The 20,906-nt window shown below is 68.0% G+C and carries 17 protein-coding genes and 1 pseudogene; 13 read left to right on the top strand and 5 right to left on the bottom strand.

Annotation, left to right across the window (positions count from 1 at the left end):
• Positions 1-18 precede the first annotated feature (18 nt).
• Positions 19-777, bottom strand: coding sequence for a maleate cis-trans isomerase family protein (locus tag MLGJGCBP_RS31675; RefSeq protein ID WP_160100586.1), 759 nt, complete (start codon positions 775-777; stop codon positions 19-21).
• Between the two features lie 276 nt (positions 778-1,053).
• On the opposite strand from MLGJGCBP_RS31675, the gene MLGJGCBP_RS31670 reads away from it, so the two are divergent.
• The 5 genes from MLGJGCBP_RS31670 (at position 1,054) to MLGJGCBP_RS31650 (ending at position 9,829) form a co-directional block, all read left to right on the top strand.
• The gene (locus tag MLGJGCBP_RS31670) at positions 1,054-3,156 is read left to right on the top strand and encodes a hydantoinase/oxoprolinase family protein (RefSeq protein WP_160100584.1); all 2,103 of its coding nucleotides are present in this window, start codon (positions 1,054-1,056) and stop codon (positions 3,154-3,156) included.
• A gap of 12 nt (positions 3,157-3,168) precedes the next feature.
• The gene (locus MLGJGCBP_RS31665; RefSeq protein WP_160100582.1) at positions 3,169-5,493 is read left to right on the top strand and encodes a hydantoinase B/oxoprolinase family protein; all 2,325 of its coding nucleotides are present in this window, start codon (positions 3,169-3,171) and stop codon (positions 5,491-5,493) included.
• A 58-nt stretch (positions 5,494-5,551) separates the two neighbouring features.
• The gene (locus MLGJGCBP_RS31660) at positions 5,552-7,249 is read left to right on the top strand and encodes a (2,3-dihydroxybenzoyl)adenylate synthase (RefSeq protein ID WP_160100580.1); all 1,698 of its coding nucleotides are present in this window, start codon (positions 5,552-5,554) and stop codon (positions 7,247-7,249) included.
• Positions 7,250-7,406: 157 nt separating this feature from the next.
• Positions 7,407-8,990, top strand: coding sequence for an FAD-dependent monooxygenase (locus MLGJGCBP_RS31655; protein ID WP_160100578.1), 1,584 nt, complete (start codon positions 7,407-7,409; stop codon positions 8,988-8,990).
• A 38-nt stretch (positions 8,991-9,028) separates the two neighbouring features.
• A complete protein-coding gene (locus MLGJGCBP_RS31650; protein ID WP_201453244.1) occupies positions 9,029-9,829 on the top strand; it encodes a TetR/AcrR family transcriptional regulator in 801 nt (266 codons plus the stop codon).
• 31 nt (positions 9,830-9,860) lie between these two features.
• Here MLGJGCBP_RS31650 and MLGJGCBP_RS31645 read toward each other — a convergent pair whose 3' ends face one another.
• Together MLGJGCBP_RS31645 and MLGJGCBP_RS31640 are read right to left on the bottom strand one after the other, a co-directional pair.
• Positions 9,861-10,664 (bottom strand): sugar phosphate isomerase/epimerase family protein, encoded by an 804-nt coding sequence (locus tag MLGJGCBP_RS31645; protein WP_160100574.1) that lies wholly within the window; start codon positions 10,662-10,664, stop codon positions 9,861-9,863.
• Position 10,665: 1 nt separating this feature from the next.
• Positions 10,666-11,823 carry a dihydrodipicolinate synthase family protein gene (locus tag MLGJGCBP_RS31640; protein ID WP_160100572.1) on the bottom strand — a complete coding sequence of 386 codons (1,158 nt, stop codon included), beginning with the start codon at positions 11,821-11,823 and terminating at the stop codon, positions 10,666-10,668.
• Between the two features lie 168 nt (positions 11,824-11,991).
• Between MLGJGCBP_RS31640 and MLGJGCBP_RS31635 the strand changes: the two genes are divergently transcribed.
• The 4 genes from MLGJGCBP_RS31635 to MLGJGCBP_RS50730 all read left to right on the top strand — a co-directional run bounded on the left by MLGJGCBP_RS31635 (position 11,992) and on the right by MLGJGCBP_RS50730 (position 14,971).
• Complete coding sequence (locus MLGJGCBP_RS31635; RefSeq protein ID WP_160100570.1) at positions 11,992-12,750, top strand: SDR family NAD(P)-dependent oxidoreductase; 759 nt, start codon at positions 11,992-11,994, stop codon at positions 12,748-12,750.
• On the top strand, positions 12,747-13,580 hold the full coding sequence (locus tag MLGJGCBP_RS31630) for an aldo/keto reductase (protein WP_160100568.1): 834 nt from the start codon (positions 12,747-12,749) through the stop codon (positions 13,578-13,580). Before MLGJGCBP_RS31635 ends, MLGJGCBP_RS31630 begins: the two co-directional genes overlap by 4 nt.
• Positions 13,581-13,667: 87 nt before the next feature.
• A complete protein-coding gene (locus MLGJGCBP_RS31625; RefSeq protein WP_160100566.1) occupies positions 13,668-14,312 on the top strand; it encodes a dihydrofolate reductase family protein in 645 nt (214 codons plus the stop codon).
• Positions 14,313-14,341: 29 nt separating this feature from the next.
• Positions 14,342-14,971: an alpha/beta hydrolase gene (locus MLGJGCBP_RS50730; protein WP_201453243.1), complete on the top strand. Its 630-nt coding sequence runs from the start codon at positions 14,342-14,344 to the stop codon at positions 14,969-14,971.
• A 14-nt stretch (positions 14,972-14,985) separates the two neighbouring features.
• Here the strand turns inward: MLGJGCBP_RS50730 and MLGJGCBP_RS31615 are convergent, their stop codons facing one another.
• A complete protein-coding gene (locus tag MLGJGCBP_RS31615; protein ID WP_087558593.1) occupies positions 14,986-15,780 on the bottom strand; it encodes an IclR family transcriptional regulator in 795 nt (264 codons plus the stop codon).
• A gap of 132 nt (positions 15,781-15,912) precedes the next feature.
• Between MLGJGCBP_RS31615 and MLGJGCBP_RS31610 the strand changes: the two genes are divergently transcribed.
• Genes MLGJGCBP_RS31610 through dmpG form a run of 3 tightly spaced genes read left to right on the top strand, consistent with a single transcriptional unit; the run spans position 15,913 to position 18,724 of the window.
• Positions 15,913-16,728, top strand: a complete 816-nt coding sequence (locus MLGJGCBP_RS31610; RefSeq protein ID WP_160100564.1) for a 2-keto-4-pentenoate hydratase — start codon at positions 15,913-15,915, stop codon at positions 16,726-16,728.
• Positions 16,725-17,696, top strand: a complete 972-nt coding sequence (locus MLGJGCBP_RS31605; RefSeq protein ID WP_160100562.1) for an acetaldehyde dehydrogenase (acetylating) — start codon at positions 16,725-16,727, stop codon at positions 17,694-17,696. Before MLGJGCBP_RS31610 ends, MLGJGCBP_RS31605 begins: the two co-directional genes overlap by 4 nt.
• Positions 17,693-18,724, top strand: a complete 1,032-nt coding sequence (dmpG, locus tag MLGJGCBP_RS31600) for a 4-hydroxy-2-oxovalerate aldolase (RefSeq protein WP_160100560.1) — start codon at positions 17,693-17,695, stop codon at positions 18,722-18,724. Before MLGJGCBP_RS31605 ends, dmpG begins: the two co-directional genes overlap by 4 nt.
• A 143-nt stretch (positions 18,725-18,867) precedes the next feature.
• Here dmpG and MLGJGCBP_RS31595 read toward each other — a convergent pair whose 3' ends face one another.
• A complete protein-coding gene (locus MLGJGCBP_RS31595) occupies positions 18,868-20,325 on the bottom strand; it encodes a catalase (protein ID WP_160100558.1) in 1,458 nt (485 codons plus the stop codon).
• Between the two features lie 321 nt (positions 20,326-20,646).
• On the opposite strand from MLGJGCBP_RS31595, the pseudogene MLGJGCBP_RS31590 reads away from it, so the two are divergent.
• Positions 20,647-20,906, top strand: a pseudogene (locus MLGJGCBP_RS31590) (methane monooxygenase); the annotation flags it as partial.

Genomic DNA, 20,906 nt, shown 5'->3' with positions numbered 1-20,906 from the left:
ACTCCACGGGGTTCGGGGTTACTGACGGGCGGCGGCCGGTGCGTCGGCGCGGAGCAGGCTGCCGGCCCCGGGGATGTCGACGGGGAGGTCGAGGGCGCGCAGCAGGCTGTAGGCGCCGGCGGTTGCGGCGGAGAGGACGGGCAACCCGAACTCGTCCTCGGCGGCCTGCACCAGGGGAAGCGACGGCATCTGCACGCAGGCGGAGATCACGAGTGCGTCCACACCCTGCAGGTCCAGGGATCGGGCGGCGTCCATCACCCGGTCGCCGGGGATGCATCCGACCTCGGCGTTGTCGGCGACCTCGAGCGCGCGCCAATCGTGGACCTGGATGCCCTCGGCCTCGATGTACGCGACGACCTGCTCCGCGAGAGGGCGCAGGTACGGGGTGACGAGGGCGATGCGCCGGGCCCCGATCGCCCGGAGCGCTTCGATCAGCGCGCCGGCACTCGAGCGGACCGCTGCCTCGGAGCCGCCGGTGGCCAGTTGTTCGGCGACCAGCCCTTCGACGCGCTGATGCTCACCCGGACCGACCGACATCAGGGCGACCAGGCAGGCGTAGAGGATGGCGTAGACTCCGGCGTCGCCGAGTTCGAGAATGCAGCGCTCACGCTGGGCGTTCATCGCCCGCAGTTGTTCGGGTGAGACGGCCTGCATGCGCATCCGGCTGGAGTGGAACGAGAACTGTGCGTCGGCGTGCTGACCGAGCAGCGCCGGCATCTCCGTCTCGACGGTCACATTGGAACTCGGGACGACGAGTCCGATGCGATGAATGCCCATGGTGTGCCCTTCTGATGTCGAATTGTCGCGAAACGGGGGAGTGAGCACCCCGGCAGGCGTTGATTTACGCTCATGCCGAGTATTCGACGTTCACGACAATTCGTCAACCCCCACGTCCGCGCCGGTAAACGGCGCCCGGAACGTGACTTCCTTCACAGCCCACTCTTGACATGTCATCAGACACGTCGAATACTCGACATTGACGTAAGACGGTGTTGGAGGACGACCTCGCACCGGTCGAGAACTTCCACCTCATTTCGAAGGAGCGCAGAGGTAATGGCATATGTGATCGGAGTGGACGTCGGTGGCACGTTCACGGATGCGGTATTGGACGACAATGCCGGCACTGTTCTCGCCGCGAAGGCTCCCTCGACCCCGCCGGACTATTCGCAGGGCGTGATCGACGTCCTCGACGTGCTCGCCGAGCAACTGGGATGTCCGGTCGAGGAGATGCTGGCGAACACGCACCACATCGCGCACGGCACCACGTCCTCGCTGAACGCTCTGGTCATGGGAAACGTGCCGCCGGTCGGGTTCCTCACCACCAAGGGGCATCGCGACTCGATCTACATCATGAACGTCGAGGGCCGGTACCTGGGCAGCTCACCGGAGCAGCTGCAGAACGTGATGGGGCAGAGCAAGTCTCACGGACTGGTACCGAAGAAGCACGCTCTCGAGGTAACGGAGCGCCTGGACCGCGACGGTAACGTCGTCGTGGCGCTGGACGAGGATTCCGCCCGCGAGGCGATTCACGCCCTCGTCGACGACGGGGTGTCGGGCATCGCCGTCTCACTGCTCTGGTCGTTCCGCAACCCGGCGCACGAGCAGCGGATCCGCGAACTCGTCCACGAGATCGACCCGACGATGTTCGTGTCCCTGTCGAGTGAGGTGAGCCCGCGTATCCGTGAGTTCGCCCGCAACGCCACGACCATCATGAGCACCCAGATCGGCCCCGGGTTGCGGGACTACCTCGGTGAACTGGAGTCGAAGCTGCGTGACCGGAAGCTCGCCGGACCGCTGCTGGTGATGCAGAGCAACGGCGGCGCCGTCGCCGCAGCCGAGGCGCCGAAGAACGCGATCAGCACCGTCGGATCGGTGCTCACCGGCGGCGTCGTCGGAGCGGTGTCGCTCGGCACCCAGCTCGGGCACCGCAACATCATCGCCACCGACGTCGGCGGCACCACCTTCCTCGTCGGACTCGTCGTCGACGGTGAGCCCGTGCGCGCGTCCAGCACGATCATCAACCATCACCCGATCAACGTCCCCACCCTCGAGGTGCACGCCATCGGGTCCGGCGGCGGCGCGATCGCCTGGGTCGACCAGGGCGGCAATTTGCAGATCGGCCCGCACAGCGCGCAGGCCGTGCCCGGGCCTGCCTGCTACGGGCAGGGCGGCACCGAACCGACGAATGCCGACGCGAACCTGGTGCTCGGGATCCTGCCCGAACGCGGCCTGCTCGGCGGCCGCAAACCGCTCGACAAGGAACTCGCGCGGGAGGCGATCCGCACCAGGATCGCCGAACCCCTGGGGCTGTCGGTCGAGGACGCCGCCGCCGCGATCTACGCGGTGCAGAACGCGCAGACCGGTGACCTGCTCCGCAAGACCGTGGTCGAGGCCGGACACGATCCGCGCGACTTCGTGCTCTACGCGTTCGGCGGTGCCGGCCCCGCGCACTGCGCCGCCTACGCCCGCGAGGTCGGGGTCCGGGAGGTCGTCGTCCCGCTCGGCCAGGTGGCCTCCGCGTTCTCCGCCTACGGTCTGGCGTCGTCGAACATCGTGCTGGCCGCCGAGCTGTCGGACCCGGCCGCGATGCCACTCGATCCCGTCCGGGCCGAACGCAACTTCGACCAGCTCGAGCGACAGGTGCGGGAAGCACTCGACCGGCAGGGGCTGAAGTTCACCGCGGTGGAGGTCGAGCGGGAGATCGACATGCGCTACACCATGCAGCTGGCGGAGGTCGCGACCCCGGTCCCGGCCGGAAGCCTCGACGCCGTGGGTGTCGCCCGGGCGTCGGACCTGTTCGAGCAGCGTTACGCCGAACTCTACGGTCAGGACAGCGGATTCCGGGAGGCCGGGATCCAGGCGATCACCTACCGGGTGCGCGTCACCGGCGTCCTGCCGTTCTCCCCCACCCTGCCCGAACTGAAATCCGCGGACTCGGCCGACTCGTCCGCCGCGAAGATCGGCACCCGCAAGGTGTGCCTGGACGGGCGGATCGGTTACGCCGACACCGACGTCTACGACTACAGCAAACTGTTCGCCGGACACGTCCTCCAGGGCCCCGCGATCGTCGAGGTCCCCACCACGACGGTCGTCGTCCCGCACGAGACCACCGGCACCGTCGACCGCCTCGGCAACCTCAACATCGTCGCCCAGTAGGAGCACCAGAAGATGACCATGCAAATCCCCGGCGCCGAAATTTTCTCGAGCCGACCGATCGACCCCGACGAACTCTCGCGCTCACTGCCGCCGTCGTTGCCCGTCCACAGCGTCACCCAGGAGCAGATCGACGACCTCGACCCGCTGACCTACGAGGTCATCCGGCACCGGCTGTGGTCGGTCACCGACGAGATGGGCGAGGCCCTCAAGCGGATGTCCGGCTCCCCGATCGTCACGGACGCGAACGACTTCGACTTCGCGATCAGCGACGAGATCGGCCAGGAAGTCCAGGTCGGCCTGTACAACACGATGCTCGTCGGCGCCGTCGACCTCGCCATCTACTGGACCCTCCGGCACCGGGCCACCAATCCGGGCATCACCGAGGGCGACATGTTCCTGTGCAACGACCCGTGGGTCGGGGGCGGCCTGCATCAGAGCGACGTGATCGTCTATCAGCCGGTCTTCTACGACGGCAAGCTGTTCGGGTGGACCAGCGCCATCTGCCACGAACCCGACCTCGGCGGGTCCGGGCTCGGTTCGTTCGACCCGTCGGCGAAGGACGTCTTCTCCGAGTCGTTGCCCACCCCGCCGATCAAGGTGGTCCGGGACTACGAGCTGCAGCGCGACGTCGCCGACGCCTGGGTGCGGCGGTCGCGGGTGCCGATGCTCGTCGGGCTCGACCTGCGCGCGAAGATCGGCGCCAACACCGTCGGCCGCAACCGTCTGCTCGCGGTGATCGAGCAGTACGGCGCCGACACCGTCAAGGCCGTGATGAAGCGGATGATGGCCGACGCCGAGGGCCGACTGCGCGGCAAACTCGACTCCTTGCCGGACGGCACGTGGAAGGCCACCGGCTACCAGGACCAGTCCCACACCGGCGACCGCGGAATCCACAAGATCACCGTGGCGATGACGAAGACCGCGGACCATCTCACGTTCGACTTCACCGGCACCGATCCGCAGACCGGTGTCATCAATTGCACGTACGCCGGCATGCGCGGCGGCGTGATGCTCGCCCTCCTGCCGATCCTTGCCGGCGACATCCCCTGGTCTGCCGGCGGGCTGATGCGCTGCTTCGATCTGGTCTCCGAGGAGGGCACGATCAACAACGCCACGTTCCCCGCCGCGGTCAGCCGTGGACCGATCGGCCCGGCCTGGCTGACCGGGACGCTGATCGCCGAATGCCTGTCCCAGATGCTCGACCGTTCCGTCGATCTCGGCAAGAGCGTGCAGGCCGCGTGCTGCGGCACGTGGGACACCGCGGTGATCGCCGGTCTCGACGAGCGGCCCGAGCAGTCGGTGCCATTCCTGAACATCATGATGGAACCCATGTCCGGTGGGTACGGCGCCCGCCCGACCGCCGACGGCATGGACACCGGTGGCCTGTTCTGCATCCCGATGGGCCGGATCCCGGACACCGAGATGACCGAATTCCTCTACCCGCTGCTGACGCTGTGGCGCCGGGAGGAACCCGACTCCGGCGGGCCGGGACGCCAGCGCGGCGGTGTCAGCGCCTCGATCGCCGTCACCCCGTACGGCACCAGCCTGCCGATGGGACTGGTCCTGGCGTCCGCGGGCAAGGCCGTCGCCCAGAACAACGGACTCGCAGGCGGCTACCCCGGCAACACCGGGGTAGAAGTGCTTGCCCGTGACACCGGCGTCGTCGAGCAATTCGCTGCCGGTCGCATCCCGGGCTCGCTGGACGACCTCGGCGGCGGTCGCGAATTCGGCGCCTGCTACGCCGAAAGCTACGTCGCCCCAGGCGAAGTGCTCTACATGCACTGGCAGGGCGGCGGTGGATACGGTGATCCCCTGCTGCGCGATCCGGCCGCGGTGGCCGCCGACGTCCGCGAGGGCAAGGTCACCGAACACGGTGCCGAGACCGTCTACGGTGTCGTTCTCGCCGACGGTGACGCCGATGAGGTGCGTACCTCGGATCGGCGGGACGAGATGCGCACGGAGCGCCGGGATCGCTCCGGCGGAACCCCGGCGGATGCACCCGTGGTCGACCTCGCCGGGGCGCGCAGGCTCGACGACAACCTCGCCGAGGTCACCGTCGGAGACACCCGGGTGATCGCGTGCGCCCAGTGCGGACGCCTCCTCGCCGACGAGAAGAACAGCACCTCCCTGGATCTGGCGCGGTTCGAGGGCCCGTCGTCGACGGCCGGACCGCAGGTCACGTCCGATCCGGCGGAGTACGTGGACACCCCCGTCGTCTTCCGGCAGTTGTGCTGCCCCGGTTGCTGGACTGCCGTCTACTCCGGCATCGTGCCCGCCGATCACCCCGATCACGCCCTCGATGTGGCCCGGCTCCTGCCCGCGGTGGCGGAGCGGTGACATTCCGGGCACTCGCACTTTTCCGGGTAATCGCACAATGGAGGGAAGGAGGGCAGCGGTGACATTCTCGGACTGGGGCGGACGCCTCGTCACGTTCCCCGACGACCGGGCCTCCCGCTATCGCGACAGCGGGGCGTGGAGCGACGACCCCACCGGGCGGCGGCTGCACCAGATCGCCATCCGGTTCCCTGATCGGCCTGCGGTGATCAGCGCGGAAGGTTCGATGAGCTACGCCGAGTTGGACAGGCGCACCGACGAGATCGCGGCCGGACTGCTCGGGCTCGGACTCCGCCGACTCGATCCGGTGATCTTCCAGCTGACCAATCGGCTCGAGACGGTCCTCGCGTGGTACGGGTGCATCAAGGCCGGGCTCGTCCCCGTCGCGACTCTGGCTGCGCACCGCATGCACGAGATCGGGCACGTCAGCCGCACGGTCGGCGCCGTCGCCCACCTCGTCGAGGCCGGACTGCCCACGTTCGACCTCGTCGAATTCGCCCGCGAGCACGCCGACGGCCACCCCAGCCTCCGGCATGTCATCACCGTCGGAGACGGGGCGGGCGCCGGCGAGCCGGACGTGGTTCGACTCGAGGACCTCGGGGCCGGCACCGATCCCGGTGCCGCTCGGGCCGTCGTCGAGGAGATCGAGGCGCAGATCGATCCGCTCGACGTCGCCGCGTTCCAGCTGTCCGGCGGCACCACCGGTGTCCCCAAGGTCATTCCACGCATCCATGCCGAGTACTGGAACAACGCTCGGATGTACGCGCAGCGCCTCGGGTGGGACCGGGACAGCCGGGTGGCGCACCTGATCCCGATCATCCACAACGCCGGAATCTCGTGCGGGCTGCACGCGGCGCACTCGGTCGGGGCCTGCCTGGTGCTGGCCACCGCCGATGCACCGACGGCCTTCGAGTTGATGGCGAAGGCGCAGGCGACCGAAGTGCTCATCGGACACGGCCACTACCAGGCGGTGCTGGGCCCGGACTTCGACAAGGCACGGGAAACGCTGCGCCGCGTCGTCCTGTCCGGCGCCAAGGTCCCCGCCGAGTTGTTCGACCGCGTCGACGACGGGGCCGGGCATTGGGCGGGCCAGTTGTTCGGGATGTCCGAGGGACTGTTCACGGTGACCCCGCTCGACTCCCCCGCGCGGGCCCGCCTGGCCACGGTGGGCACACCGATCGCCTCCGACGACGAAATTCGCATCCTCGAACCCGGCGGCGAGAGCGAACTCGCCGACGGTGAGGTCGGTGAATTGTGTTGCCGCGGGCCGTACACCATCCCCGGCTATTTCGACGCGGCCGAGCACAACGCGGCCGCCTTCACCCCCGACGGCTTCTACCGCACCGGAGATCTCGCCGCGATCACCGTCATCGACGGCGAGCGGTACCTGTCGATCGAGGGCCGCATCAAGGACCTCATCAACCGGGGCGGTGAGAAGGTCAACGCCGAGGAAGTCGAACTGCTCCTCCTCGAGCACCCCGGCATCGCGGATGTCGCGGTCGTCGCCATGCCCGATCCCCGCCTCGGCGAGAAGACGTGTGCGTATCTGATCGCGAGCGACGGGGAAGATTTGCCGCTCAACGAGATTCAGGAGCACCTCGCGAAACTCGGCGTGGCCAAGTTCAAGTGGCCGGAACGACTGGAGTGGGTGCCCTCCCTGCCTCACACGAACGTGAACAAGATCGACAAGAAGCGGTTGCGTGCGGAGATCGCGGCGAAACTCCTCGCCGAAGCGGACGCGCCCCGCGCGGTCGTGTAGGGCCGCAGCGCGAATCGACTGCGGATCAGCACTTTCGGGGCATGCCTGCACAGGTGTGCCCCGAAAGTCGTTCATCCGCTTTCGCCGCTGCCGGATTGACCAATCGACATATGCGTAGAATAATCAACACAAACGTTACATAGACTGGAGTCAGCCCATGAACCTCGAGCGAGTCGCAGTGATCGGCGGCGGCCCCGGCGGTCTCTACGCCGCGAGACTGCTCAAGCGCAGCCACCCGGACGCCGAAGTGACCGTCTACGAACAGAGTTCCCCGGACACGACATTCGGATTCGGTGTCGGTCTGGCCTCCCGAACCCAGCGCAACCTCCGCGACGCCGACGCCGACTCGCTCGACGCGATCGTGGCCGCCGCTCACCCGCACGAGATGTCGATGCAGGTCGGGAGCGAGGTCGCCCGCCTCGCGCATGGCGATCTCCTCGCGATCGCGCGCACGACGCTGCTCGCGGTGCTGCAACAGCACGCCCAGGACGCCGGTGTGCACTTGCGCTTCGGCGAACGGCGCGAAGCCGCGGACCTCGACGCGGACCTTGTCATCGCGGCGGACGGGATCAACAGTGCCACCCGCACGCAACTCACCGACGAGTTCGAACCCCGAATCGACACCGGCGCCGGACTGTATCTGTGGTGCGGAACCGACTTCGCTCTCCCCAGTGCCATCTTCGTCCCGGTCACCACCGAACACGGCACGTTCGTCGCCCACGCCTACCCGTACGCTCCGGACCGCAGCACCTTTCTCATCGAAACCGATGAAGCCACTTGGCGGCGAGCCGGATTCGACGTCTCCACCGATCGCACCGCACCCCAGGGCAGCGACGAGGTCTCATTGCAGTACCTTCAGGACGCGTTCGCGGAGACGCTGCAGCATCATCGGCTCATCGGAAACCGGACGAAGTGGATGCGGTTCCGCACCGTCGGCTGCACGCGCTGGCACAGCGGCAATGTCGTGCTCCTCGGCGACGCCGCCCATACCGCGCACTACTCGATCGGATCCGGCACCAAACTCGCGATGGAGGACGCCATTGCGCTCGACCGCGCCCTGACGAGCGCGTCGAACCTCGACGATGCCCTGACCGAATACGAGCGGGTCCGCCGCCCCGCCGTCGAACACCTCCAGCAGATCGCCCACCGCAGCGAACTCTGGTGGGAATCGTTCCCGCAGCGCATGGACCTGCCCGTCGACCAGCTGATGATCGCGTACATGACCCGGGCGGGAAAGGTCGGGCTGGACCGGTTCGCCGAATCCGCGCCGGCGGTCGTGTCCCAGGGCCTCGCGAGCTACGCGAGCCGGCCCGCCGACACCGTCGCCCCCACCGACATCACGGACTGGATCCTCGACCAACCACTCGCCCACCACGGCGCGGAATTCGCCACTCGGATCGCGCCGGCAGACCTGCGCGGAGCATCCACGACGGCAGCTGTCGCCGTCGCGTGCGCCTCCGCCTGGAGCGCGGAGGCCGACGCCGTCGTCGAGAACGCACCGCAGGCGGAGACGCTGTGGCTCACCGGACCGGACTCCCGCGCCGCCGTGCTGAACCGTCTCGACCTCGCCGAACGGCTGCGGCGGGCCACTTCGGCGACCATCGTCGTCGAGGCCCCTGCGGCGCACCGTGCGGATGTGGCGGCGGGCCTGGCGAGCGCACGAGCGCACCTCGCGTTCTTCACCGAACCGGCATCCACCGAACCCGAGCCGGTCATGTCCGGCACCCGAGCACCGGCATGACTGCGCGGACCGCATCCGGCTCCCACTATCCTTCGGACATGACACGTGAGCAGGCCACGCCCGGCCGGCGAGGCCGCGGCAAGGCAACGGCCGGCCCGGCAGCGCAGCCCACCGAGGACAGCGCCGCCGGTCGCAATCCCCGGCGTGAGCTGGTCGAGAAGCAGATCATGGAACAGGCCACCCGCCTGTTCGCCGAGCGGGGATTCGCCAGCACCACCCTGCAGGACATCGCCGACGCCACCGGTCTGACCCGGCCCGCCCTTTACCACTACGTGGCCAACAAGGATGAACTGCTCTCACGGCTCGTCAGCGAGAGCACCGAAACTCCCGCTGCCCTGCTGCACGAGATCAACGAGCGCACCGAACTCGGCCCCACCGAGAAACTGCGCGAAATGGCGGTCGCCATCGCCATGCACCAAGGGGAGAACCCCGACCGGTTCAGGCTGATCATCCGATCCGAAGCGGAACTTCCGGAAGACATCGCGCGAAGGTACCAGCAGAGCCGACGGCACGTGCTGAAGGAATTCATCACCGTCATCGAAGACGGCATCAAAGCCGGCGAGATGCGTCCGGTCGATCCGAGGACTTCGGCACTCGGCATCATCGGCATGCTCAACTGGATCGCCTGGTGGCACCAGCCGGGGAAGGAGGACGACGACCGCGCCGTCGCCGCTCAACTCGCGGACATGGCTTTGCGCGCCGTCGTTCACGAAGAGTCCACCCCGACCGGGCTCGAAGGACCCGCACGGGCCATCGCGCTGCTCCGGCAGGACCTCAACTACCTCGAACGACTCCTCGAGAGCACGCCGAACACCCCGGGCGACGACGCGGACGGCTGAACGGCAACCCGCTTGGCTGAGTGGAGGAAACTCAGATGCGGGCCAGGCCCTCGGCGGCGGCCTCGGCGGCGACCAGCGCGGTCTCGGCCCACCACCGGTCGCTGAGGACTTCGACCTCTACGAGTCCCCGATAGCCGGCGCGCTCGCACTGGGCGACGAAACCGGTCATGTCGATGCAGCCCTCGCCGGGCATGCCGCGGCTGCTCAACTCACCGTGGATGGGGGTGACCCAGTCGGCGAGCTGGACGGAGAACAGCTTGTCGCCGGCCCGGGCGATCTGTTCCGGCAGCGCCGCGTCCCACCACACGTGATACGAGTCGATCCCGATCCCCACCAGGTCGGAGTCGATGGACTCGACCAGATCGTTCGCCTCCTGCAGCGACGTGATGACGGATCGGCTCGACGCCATCATCGGGTGCATCGGTTCGACGGCGAGCCGCACGCCTGCCGCTCGCGCGTAGGGCTCGAGTTCGGCGATGCCGTCCCGGACCTGCAGGCGGGCGCCGGCGAGGTCACCGTAGGCGGCGCCGCACACCAGGTACAGGCAGTCCGCGTCAAGGGCGTGCGCCTGGTCGACGGCAAGGCGGTTGTCGTCCACGGCTTTTCGCCGCAGCGAAGCGGTCGGTTGCGGGAACATCCCGCCGCGGCAGACGCTGCTGACCCGCAGCCCCGACTGCCGCAACCGGGTGGCCGCCGCGGTCAGGTCCAGGTCCTCGAGCACGTCCCGCCACAGGCCGACGCCCTCGAATCCCCACTTCTCGGCGAGGTCGGCCACTTCCGTGAATCCCGATCCCTTGACGGTGACGGAGTTGAGGCTGCACCGTGAGAGGTCCATGTCAGCGGATCCCGTGTACCGCGAAGTACGCCGAGGCGCGCGCGGCGGTGAAGTCAGGATCGGTGAACAGGCCGATCGCGTCGGCGGCGCGGACCAGTTCGGCGAGATGCGTCAGGCTGCGGCCGGTTTCGAAGCCGCCGATCATCCGGAAATGGTCCTGCTTGCCGCCCAGGTACGCCAGCCAGGCCACGCCGACCTTGTAGTACTGCGTCGGTGCGGCGAACAGCAACCGGCTCAGGGTTTCGGTGGGGCCGAGGATGTTCCGGAAGCCCTGCTCGTCGCCGTCGTCGAGGCGGGCGAATGCGGCGGAGGCGAACGGGCCGAGCGCGGCGAACGCCCCGAGGAGGGCGTCGCTGGTGTGGGTGCCGTCGCCGGCGATCAGGTCGACGTAGTTGTAGTCGTCGCCGGTGAACACCCGCACACCGTCGGGCATCCGACGCCGCAGCGCGATCTCGAGCGCCGGGTCGAGCAGCGACACCTTGATGCCGCGCACCCGTTCGCGGTGGTTGTCGATGATCTGCAGGACGGTGTCCATCGCCGTCGTCGGGTCCGCGGACCCCCAGTAGCCGACGAGTGCGGGGTCGAACACCGAACCCAGCCAATGGAGTACGACCGGCCGGGTGGCGGCCGACAGCACTGCGTCGTAGACGGAGAGGTAGTCGTCGGGGCGGCTCGCTGCCCGGGCGAGGTGCCTGCTGGCCATCAGCACCACCTCGCCGCCGGCGGATTCGATCGCTTCGACCTGCTCGAGGTAGGCGTCGCGGATCTCCTCCAGCGTGGGCGAATCCGTCTTCAGTTGATCGGTGGCGACACCGACGACGACCCGGCCGCCGACCGACTTCGCGTCGTTGAGGGTGCGGACCGCGAGTTCGCGCGCGCCGGCCCAGTCGAGCCCCATTCCGCGTTGCGCGGTGTCCATCGACTCGGCCACCCCGAGCCCCAGCGACCACAGGTCGTGGCGCAGTTGCAGGGTGGCGTCCCAGTCGATCTGGTCTGCGGCGTTCTCGGCGGACGCGCGCAGCGGATCCGCGACCACGTGTGAAGCCGCGTACACCGCCCTGCTGGTCGGCGCCGTGGACCGGGTGTTCAGCCGGGCGGGCTCGCCGAACGCGAGTGTGTGGGTGGAGCCGTCGGAGGTGGGAAGGGCGATCGAGGCCATACAAACTCCTGAAATCGTTTTCTTGCTGAAGTGAAACCCACCATATACGCTGATGAACATCGAGGTCCAGGTTAAATAGGGATCAGATATCGGAATGAAAGCATTTTCTAGCGCGTTGCAGGGCCCCTATGGTCACCTCGCCGCGCGGCATCGGAAGGGAGCCACGACGTGGGCGCAACAACACAGGGCAGCGGGGTGACGACCCTGAGCGGAAAGGCCGCCATCGTCACCGGCGCGGCCGGAGGAATTGGATCCGCAATCGCCAGGGCGCTCGCGGCGCAGGGCATCGTGGTGGTGGGTGTCGACGCCGACCCGAAGATCACCGAGGTCATGGACGGGATCGGTGGGCACGGGCTGTGCGGGGATCTCACCGATTCCGCCTTCAGCGCATCCGCCGTCGACCTCGCCCAGCAGGTGGCCGGGAGTCTCGACATTCTGATCAACGCGGCAGGCATCCAGCTGCGGACCCCCGCGATCGATGTGGAGGAGGACGGCTGGCAGCGGCTGGTCGACGTGAACCTCTCGGCCGTGTACCGGCTGACCCGGCAGGCGATGAAATCGCTGATCGCGTCGGGCGGCAGTGTCGTCAACATCGCCTCGCTGTCCGCCGACCGCGCGGTGCCCGGCATCGTGCCCTACGGCGCGACCAAGGCGGCGCTCACTCAACTCGGCAAGGGACTGGCGGTCGAACTCGGACCGCAGGGCGTGCGCGTGAACACGATCGCGCCGGGCTACATCGAGACCCCGATGACCGCAGAAGTTCTCGGCCAGGAGGAGTTCCGTGCCCAGAAGCTGAGCCGGATTCCGTTGCAGCGCTTCGCCGACGGCGACGACGTTGCCGATGTCGTACTCTTCCTCGTCTCCGACGCCGCCCGCTACGTCACCGGCGTCGTGCTGCCCGTCGACGGCGGGTACTCCATCACATGACCGAGGCAACGACGATTCCGTCGGTCACCCTGAGCAACGGGGTCGTGATGCCGGCCATCGGATTCGGGGTGTTTCAGATTCCCGACGACGCCATGGACGCGACCGTCCGGCACGCACTGGAGGCCGGGTACCGGGCCTTCGACACCGCTCCGATGTACGGCAACGAGCGCTCCCTCGGCCGCGCCCTGACCGATTCCGGTGTGCCCCGCGAGGAACTGTTCGTGACCACCAAGGTCTCCAACGAGGACCAGGGCTACCAGTCAACCCTCGACGCCGTCGAGAAGAGCGTCGCCCGCCTCGGTCTGGATTACGTGGACCTGTGCCTGATCCACTGGCCCGCCCCCGCTCGCGACGCGTACCTGGACACGTGGCGGGCACTCGAACACCTCCACGCCGCCGGACGGATCCGGGCGATCGGCGTCTCGAACTTCCAGGCCGATCACCTGGACCGGCTGATCGAGGTCGCCGCCGTGCGTCCGATGGTGAACCAGATCGAAATACATCCACTCCTTCCCCAGCAGTCGATGGTGGAACTGCATCGGAGTCTGGGCATCCGCACCCAGGCGTGGGCACCGCTTGCCCGTGGCCGGTTGCAGGAGAACCCGGTACTCACCGAACTCGCACGCCGGCACGACGTGTCCCTCGCTCAGCTCGTGCTGCGGTGGCATCTGCAACGCGGCTCCATACCTCTGCCGAAATCGTCTTCGCCGGAACGGATGCGCGCGAACATCGACGTGTTCGACTTCGCGCTCGACGCCGACGAGATCGCGCAGATCTCCGCACTGGGCCGGAACGAGAGAACGGGGCCCCACCCCGACGACGTCAACTGAACCAGGGCCCAGCCCTCGCGCCGACGAGATTGTCCCGCCCCGGAGTCCCTTCCTCGTTACCATCGTCGAGAGCGCAGGAGGAACCGAGTGAGTCAGCTGCTGAGAGTCCAGAACTTCAACGTGTCGCGAGACGGGTTCGGTGCCGGTGACGGCCAGAGCCTCGAGAGGCCGTTCGGTCATGCCGACCCCGGTGTCCTGTTCGCGTGGGCGGGTGCCACGGCCAGTTGGCCCATGCGCACCGATCCCGGCGGGAGCCGCGGCCTCGACGACTACCTCACTCGGGACTACGACCGCAATATCGGCGCCGAGATCATGGGCCGTAACAAGTTCAGCCCGCATCGCGGGCCCTGGGAGGATCACGAGTGGCGTGGCTGGTGGGGCGACGAACCCCCGTTCCATACCCCGGTATTCGTGCTGACCCACCACGTCCATCCGTCGTTCACGCTCTCCGACACCACGTTCCACTTCGTCGACACCGATCCGGCCACGGTCCTCGAGCAGGCGCGGGAGGCGGCGCAGGGTAAGGACGTCCGGCTCGGCGGCGGGGCCACCACCATCCGGGAGTTCCTCGACGCCGACCTCGTCGATACTCTGCATGTGGTGGTCTCGCCGATCGAACTCGGATCCGGGGCGCAACTGTGGGAATCTCCCGACGACCTGCTCGACCGGTTCCACTGCGACGTCGTGCCCAGCCCGAGCGGCGTCACCCACCACCTGTTCTGGCGAAAGTGACACGCGGCGCACTTCGATAAGGTTGAGAGATGAGGGCCCTACTCGTCCTGCTCTCGGTGCTGCTCGCCGTCGTCGTGGCGGGCTGCTCCGGCGGTGAAGATTCACCGTCGACGGGCGGTGACACCACCGGCACCAAGATCGAGGTCGGCGGCGGCGACGCCCTGCAGTGGGGCGACGGCGAGTACGGGGTGGTGCTGGCGCACGGTGCCGTCTTCGACGCCGCCAGCTGGGAGAATCAGGCCACGGCCATCGCCGACCAGGGGGCCACCGTCATCGCGGTGGAGAACATCGCGCCGGAGTCGATCGCGGCCGCCGTCGCGAAACTCCACGACGACGGGTACACCGACGTCGCGCTGATGGGCGGAAGCGCGGGCGCCGACGCGATCCTGCAATTGGCGTCGCAGCAGCCCGGACTCCCCGACCAGTTGGTGCTGCTCTCCCCCAACAAGATCGTCGACGGCCTCGGCGACGAGCCCAAGCTGTTCATCGCGAGCGAGGACGAACCCGTCGCCGACGTGTCGCAGCAACTCGCCGACAACTCACCAGGCCAGAACAACGACGTGATCCTCCTGCCCGGCTCCGACCACGGACAGAACATCTTCGACGGCGAAAACGCCGACGCGGCCATGGGTGCGATCCTCGAGCGGCTGGCCGGCTGATTCCGGCGCTGACCTCACCGGCCGATACTTCGATCCCCGGCCTCGGTGAGTGCTCGTGTGATGCTCAGTGCGGTCGTGTGCACGGCGGGCCCGACGCGCCGGATGTCGACCTTGCCGATCCACCCGGACGCCGAGACGGCGGCGACCGGTGGACCGTCGTCGACGCGGACGGCGCTGGCGACACACGCGACGCCGGGCGCCGACTCCTCGTGCTCGTACGCGATGCCGGTCGACGCGATTCGCCGGAACTGACGCACCAGTGCTCCGGGTGCGGTGATGGTGCGCGGACCCACCCGCGGCAGCCCGGCCGCAACCACGGCCTCGAACGCCGCGGGCGGTGACCCCGCGAGCAGAGCCTTGCCCACCCCCGTCGCGTGTGCGGGGAGGCGCCCACCCACGCCGGACGGCAGCCACGGCGCATCCCGCCCCGGCAGGATCTCGACGTACACCACCTCGGCGCCGTCGAGGATCGCCAGGTGCACCGTCTGCCGCGTCGCTTCCCGCAGGTCGGCGAGGAACGGCAGCGCCACCTCACGGACCGAACGTCGCCGCGACGCCCGCTCCCCGAGTTCGAACAGCCGCAGTCCGAGCCCGACCTTGGCGCCGCTGCGCTCGAGAAACCCGACGCCCTCCATCTCCTTCACCAACCGCGACACCGTCGCCTTCGGGATCCCGGTGCGCCGGGTCAACTCGTTGACACCCAGCGTCGTGTCGGTGGGTCCGAACGCCGCGAGCAGATCCGATATCCGCCGGACCACCGACGTCGGCTCGTCACCCGCCGAAGAAGTGTTCCGTTCTACGGGACTCATTCGTTGAGTATCCCCATTCCGCCCGGCACAGTACAAGCAACGACGCACACCACGTCACCAGAACGACAGACTCCGAACCCATGACCGACTGGCCCGAACCCGGTGCCGAAGAGCCACATTGCGAGGTAACTGATGGCCGCCCCCGTAGTTGATTCCCAACCGAATTCGTCGATCCAGACCGCCGCGGAGCGGCTCACCGCCGCAACCGCACGACCGTGTGCGCCCGTGCGGGACCTGCTCGGGACCACCGACATCGGCGCTGCGTACGCCGTCCAGCAACTGCTGACCGACCAGCGTCTCGCCGCCGGGGGAACGATCACCGGCCGCAAGATCGGCTTGACCTCCCCCGCCGTACAGCAGCAGTTGGGAGTGGACCAACCGGACTTCGGGGTGCTGTTCGCCGACATGGACGTCACCGCTTTGCCCGAGGTGCCCAGCGCCCGGTTGCTGCAGCCGAAGGCCGAGGCCGAGATCGCGTTCGTGCTCGGCGCCGACCTCATCGACGGCGACCTCGACGACGCCCAGATCCGCGCCGCCGTCGCCCGCGCCGCCGCCGCGCTGGAGATCGTCGACTCCCGGATCGCCGACTGGGACATCACCATCACCGACACCGTCGCCGACAACGGCTCCTCCGGGTTATACGTCCTCGGCGACAACTGGCTCACCCTCGACGAATTCGAACCCCGCGACGTCGTGATGCAGCTGTACTCCGGCGACGAACTGGTCTCCGAGGGCACCGGCGCCGCCTGCCTCGGCGACCCCCTCGCAGCCCTCGCCTGGCTCGCCCGCACCGCCCGCGACTACGGGCAACCGCTCCGCGCCGGGCAGGTCATCCTCTCCGGCGCCCTCGGCCCCATGGTCCCCACCCCACCCGGCACCACCGTCCGCGCCGAACTGTCCACCCTCGGTACCGTCACCGCCACCTTCTCGAAGGACACCCACTCATGAGCGACACCCCCACCATCAAGGTCGCGATCATCGGCTCCGGCAACATCGGCACCGACCTGATGATCAAGGTCCTGCGCAACTCCGACATCCTCGAGATGGGCGCCATGGTCGGCATCGACCCGAACTCCGACGGCCTCGCCCGCGCCGCCCGCCTGAACGTCCCCACCACCGCCGACGGCGTCCAGGGTCTGATCGGTCTCGACAACTTCGCCGACATCGACATCGTCTTCGACGCCACCTCCGCAGGGGCCCACCGGTCCAACGCCGCCGCCCTCGCCCCCTACGGCAAGAAGCTGGTGGACCTGACCCCGGCCGCGATCGGCCCGTACGTGGTGCCGCCGGTCAACCTCGAGCAGCACCTCGACGGGGACGTCGACAACGTCAACATGGTCACCTGCGGCGGGCAGGCCACCATCCCCATGGTCGCCGCCATCTCCGCCGTCACCCCGGTCGCCTACGCCGAGATCGTCGCGTCCATCGCGTCGAAGTCCGCCGGCCCCGGCACCCGCGCGAACATCGACGAATTCACCGAAACCACGTCGCACGCCATCGAACAGGTCGGCGGCGCGGCCCGCGGCAAGGCGATCATCGTCCTCAACCCCGCCGAACCACCCCTGCTGATGCGCGACACCGTCCTCGCCCTCATCGGCGACGCCGACCACGACGCCATCCGCGCCTCGATCACCGAGATGGCCGCCCGCGTCGCCGAGTACGTTCCCGGATACCGGCTCAAGCAGGACGTCCAGTTCACCCCGATCCCCGACGGCGAACCCGTCCACACCCTGCTCCCCGGCGGCGCCGGCCCGGTCACCACCAAGGTGTCGGTGTTCCTCGAGGTCGAGGGCGCCGCCCACTACCTGCCCGCCTACGCCGGCAACCTCGACATCATGACCTCCGCCGCCCTGCGCACGGCGGAATCCATCGCCCGACGCATCCAGAACACGATCCCCGCGGAGGTCGCACGATGACCAAGCTCTACATCCAGGACGTCACCCTGCGTGACGGCATGCACGCCGTCCGGCACCGCATCACCCCCACCGACGTCGGCACCATCGTCGCCGCCCTCGACGCCGCCGGGGTCGACGCCATCGAGGTCGCGCACGGTGACGGTCTCGCCGGCGGCTCCCTCAACTACGGGCCCGGCTCCAACACCGACTGGGAGTGGATCGAGGCCGCCGCCGACAACCTCACCCACGCCACCCTGACGACCCTGCTGCTGCCCGGTATCGGCACCATCGCCGAACTCGAACAGGCCCACAAGCTCGGGGTCCGCTCCATCCGGATCGCCACCCACTGCACCGAGGCCGACGTCGCCGCCCAGCACATCACCAAGGCGCGCGAACTCGGCATGGACGTCTCCGGGTTCTTGATGATGAGCCACATGACCCCCGCCGACAACCTCGCCAAGCAGGCGAAGTTGATGGAATCGTATGGGGCGCACTGCGTGTACGTCACCGACTCCGGTGGCCGACTCACCATGAATGGTGTCCGTGACCGGGTCCGCGCCTACCGCGACATCCTCGACCCCGGCACCCAGATCGGGATCCACGCGCACGAAAACCTGTCGCTGTCCGTCGCGAACAGTGTCGTCGCCGTCGAAGAAGGCGTCACCCGCGTCGACGCCTCCCTCGCCGGGCACGGCGCCGGCGCCGGCAACTGCCCGATCGAGGCGTTCATCGCCGTCGCCAACCTCCACGACTGGGAGCACGGGTCCGACCTGTTCGCACTGCAGGACGCCGCCGACGACCTCGTCCGGCCCCTGCAGGACCGGCCCGTCCGCGTCGACCGGGAAACCCTCACCCTCGGCTACGCCGGCGTCTACTCCAGCTTCCTCCGGCACGCCGAAACCGCTTCGAAGAACTACGGCATCGACGTCCGCACCATCCTCCAGGAAGTCGGCCGGCGCGGCCTCGTCGGCGGACAGGAAGACATGATCACCGACATCGCCCTCGATGTGCTTCGCACCCGTGAGTACTTGTTAACCACGGGCGGTTGATAAGTACTCACGGGCGCGAAGCGCACGGCGTGCCGCCCACCACCTCCGCCGCGTGGTGAACGGCACGCCCGCAGGCGACGCGCAGACCCTGTTCCCAGTCCAGGGTCGTGCAAGGCGCGCCGCCGGGCTGTTGGGTACTCGATCTACAAGGCGCCGAGCGCCTCACAGGCCTTCCGCACACCTTCGCCGTAGGCGGGATCGGCCTGGGTGCAGTTGGCGATGTGGCGTTCGATGACGTCGACCGACGCCCCGGTGATCGCGCGGGCGGTGTTCTCGAAAAGCACAGTCTGCTGCTCGGCGTTCATGCTGCGGAAGAGGTTGCCGGGCTGTTCGAAGTAGTTGTCGTCGTCGGCCCGATAGTCGAACCGGTCGGCGACGGCACCCACTCCGAGCGGCGGTTCGGCGTAGCTGGGCTGATCGGCGAAACGGCCGTGGGAGTTGGGTTCGATGCTCGGGATGCTGCCCTGATTGCCGTCCACTCGCATCGCGCCGTCACGGTGGAAGGAATTGACGTGCGCCGCGCCTCTCGGGCAGTTGACCGGGATCTGGTGATGGTTGACGCCGAGGCGGTAGCGGGCGGCGTCGCCGTACGAGAACAGTCTGCCCTGGAGCATGCGGTCCGGGGAGAATCCGATGCCGGGAACGATGTTCGCCGGGGAGAACGCCGCCTGTTCGACGTCGGCGTGGTAGTTCTCCGGGTTGCGATTGAGTTCGAGTTCACCGACCTCGATGAGGGGGTAATCCTTCTTCGACCACACCTTGGTGAGGTCGAAGGGATGGTAGCGGTAGGTCTGGGCGTCGGCTTCGGGCATGATCTGGACGGAGAGGGTCCACTTCGGGTAGTTGCCCTCCTCGATCGCGTTGAAGAGGTCGCGCTGCGCCGACTCGCGGTCGCCGGCGACGACGACGGCGGCTTCCTCGTCGGTGAGGTTCTTGATGCCCTGCTGGGTGCGGAAATGGAATTTCACCCACGTGCGTTCCCCGGCGTCGTTGACGAACGAGTAGGTGTGTGAGCCGAATCCGTGCATGTGACGGTAACCGTCGGGAATGCCGCGGTCGGACATCACGATGGTGATCTGGTGCAGGGCCTCGGGGAGATTGGTCCAGAAGTCCCAGTTGTTCTGCGCCGAACGAAGGTTGGACTTCGGGTCGCGCTTGACCGCATGGTTGAGATCGGGGAACTTGAGAGGGTCGCGGAAGAAGAAGACGGGGGTGTTGTTGCCCACGACGTCCCAGTTGCCCTGTGCGGTGTAGAAGCGGACGGCGAAGCCGCGGATGTCGCGTTCGGCGTCGGCGGCACCCCGCTCGCCTGCGACGGTGGAGAATCGCAGGAAGATCTCGGTCTGTTTGCCGACTGCGGAGAAGACGTCGGCGCTGGTGTGCGCGGTGATGTCGTGGGTGACGCGGAAGGTGCCGAAGGCGGCGGACCCTTTGGCGTGCATCCGACGTTCGGGGATGACTTCGCGGTCGAAGTGCGCGAGTTTCTCGAGAAACCAGACGTCCTGCAAGAGCATCGGACCGCGTGCGCCGGCGGTGAGACTGTTCTGGTTGTCGGGTACCGGTGCACCGGCGACGGTGGTGAGTCCGTTGGGGTTGGTCATCGATTTCTCCTGTCTGTCACCCGGGGCTGGTCGGGTGAATGCGGTTCGGCGAGAGCATCCCTCAGGACAGCGCGCGATGGTGTCTCAATTTGACATCCCGCGGCCGTCGAAAGTCACGTTCACCGGATCTCTCCGGACGGTCCGACCAGGTGGCGCAAACTCGTGTTCCGGTTAATAAGTACTCACGGGCGCGGAGCGCCTGCCTGGATGTGACAGTCGTCTCACACTGAGACGGTCGAGAGCTGGGTCACACGGTTGAATCAATCGCACACCGTCCCCCACAGCCGGCACCCGGCCGGCTCTTGATCCAGGAGGCGCACATTGAGTAGGCAAAGCCTGACAAAGGCCCACGCGAAGATCACCGAACTGTCCTGGGATCCGACATTCGCAACCCCGGCCACCCGGTTCGGCACCGACTACACCTTCGAGAAGGCTCCGAAGAAGGATCCTCTCAAGCAGATCATGCGGTCCTACTTCCCGATGGAGGAGGAGAAGGACAACCGCGTGTACGGCGCCATGGACGGTGCCATCCGCGGCAACATGTTCCGCCAGGTGCAGCAGCGGTGGCTCGAATGGCAGAA

This window comes from Rhodococcus sp. T7, assembly GCF_009872365.1.
GTDB lineage: Bacteria > Actinomycetota > Actinomycetes > Mycobacteriales > Mycobacteriaceae > Rhodococcus_F.
The sequence above is the reverse complement of the archived record's forward strand: the minus strand, read 5'-3'. Positions and strand labels throughout refer to the sequence as shown.

What these genes read in the sequence shown, in the direction of transcription:
- MLGJGCBP_RS31610 (WP_160100564.1), top strand. Translation starts at nt 15,913, where the DNA reads ATGGCCGCCCCCGTAGTTGATTCCCAACCGAATTCGTCGATCCAGACC.
- MLGJGCBP_RS31615 (WP_087558593.1), bottom strand. Translation starts at nt 15,780, where the DNA reads ATGAGTCCCGTAGAACGGAACACTTCTTCGGCGGGTGACGAGCCGACG.
- MLGJGCBP_RS50730 (WP_201453243.1), top strand. Translation starts at nt 14,342, where the DNA reads ATGAGGGCCCTACTCGTCCTGCTCTCGGTGCTGCTCGCCGTCGTCGTG.
- MLGJGCBP_RS31630 (WP_160100568.1), top strand. Translation starts at nt 12,747, where the DNA reads ATGACCGAGGCAACGACGATTCCGTCGGTCACCCTGAGCAACGGGGTC.
- MLGJGCBP_RS31650 (WP_201453244.1), top strand. Translation starts at nt 9,029, where the DNA reads ATGACACGTGAGCAGGCCACGCCCGGCCGGCGAGGCCGCGGCAAGGCA.
- MLGJGCBP_RS31605 (WP_160100562.1), top strand. Translation starts at nt 16,725, where the DNA reads ATGAGCGACACCCCCACCATCAAGGTCGCGATCATCGGCTCCGGCAAC.
- MLGJGCBP_RS31675 (WP_160100586.1), bottom strand. Translation starts at nt 777, where the DNA reads ATGGGCATTCATCGCATCGGACTCGTCGTCCCGAGTTCCAATGTGACC.
- dmpG (WP_160100560.1), top strand. Translation starts at nt 17,693, where the DNA reads ATGACCAAGCTCTACATCCAGGACGTCACCCTGCGTGACGGCATGCAC.
- MLGJGCBP_RS31670 (WP_160100584.1), top strand. Translation starts at nt 1,054, where the DNA reads ATGGCATATGTGATCGGAGTGGACGTCGGTGGCACGTTCACGGATGCG.
- MLGJGCBP_RS31595 (WP_160100558.1), bottom strand. Translation starts at nt 20,325, where the DNA reads ATGACCAACCCCAACGGACTCACCACCGTCGCCGGTGCACCGGTACCC.
- MLGJGCBP_RS31655 (WP_160100578.1), top strand. Translation starts at nt 7,407, where the DNA reads ATGAACCTCGAGCGAGTCGCAGTGATCGGCGGCGGCCCCGGCGGTCTC.
- MLGJGCBP_RS31640 (WP_160100572.1), bottom strand. Translation starts at nt 11,823, where the DNA reads ATGGCCTCGATCGCCCTTCCCACCTCCGACGGCTCCACCCACACACTC.
- MLGJGCBP_RS31665 (WP_160100582.1), top strand. Translation starts at nt 3,169, where the DNA reads ATGACCATGCAAATCCCCGGCGCCGAAATTTTCTCGAGCCGACCGATC.
- MLGJGCBP_RS31645 (WP_160100574.1), bottom strand. Translation starts at nt 10,664, where the DNA reads ATGGACCTCTCACGGTGCAGCCTCAACTCCGTCACCGTCAAGGGATCG.